This window comes from Pseudomonas sp. K5002 (assembly GCF_013386655.1).
Classification (GTDB): Bacteria; Pseudomonadota; Gammaproteobacteria; order Pseudomonadales; family Pseudomonadaceae; genus Aquipseudomonas.
In genome coordinates this window covers 1-349 of sequence record NZ_JACARK010001491.1, presented here as the reverse complement: position 1 = coordinate 349, position 349 = coordinate 1, and the positions used below count along the sequence as shown (strand labels likewise).

Sequence of the window (349 nt, the reverse complement as noted above, 5' to 3'; positions counted from 1 at the left end):
AAGGGCTGGGCATGGGCTGGGTCTCGCTGTTCGAGCCCCAGGCCCTGGCCGATCTGCTGGGCCTGCCGCCCGGTGCCAAGCCGTTGGCCGTGTTGTGCCTGGGCCCGGTGGCCGAGTTCTACCCGGCACCGATGTTGCAGCTCGAAGGCTGGACCGAACCACGGCCGCTGAGTGACATGTTGTACGAGAATGTTTGGGGAGTGAGTCAATGAGTGTGGCCTTGCTGAGTGTCGCTGCCGTGGCGCTGGATGCGCTGCTGGGCGAGCCCAGGCGCTGGCATCCGCTGGTGGCGTTCGGTAATTTTGCCGGGCGTATCGAGCAGCGTTTCAACTCCGGCGGCCGTGGCTGG

2 pseudogenes are annotated in these 349 nt (G+C 66.2%); both read left to right on the top strand.

The features are described 5' to 3' along the window. Window positions 1-212 (top strand): annotated as a pseudogene (locus tag HX846_RS40105) (5,6-dimethylbenzimidazole synthase); the annotation flags it as partial. Beyond that, window positions 209-349: pseudogene (locus tag HX846_RS37435) on the top strand (cobalamin biosynthesis protein); the annotation flags it as partial. The pseudogenes HX846_RS40105 and HX846_RS37435, both read left to right, overlap by 4 nt.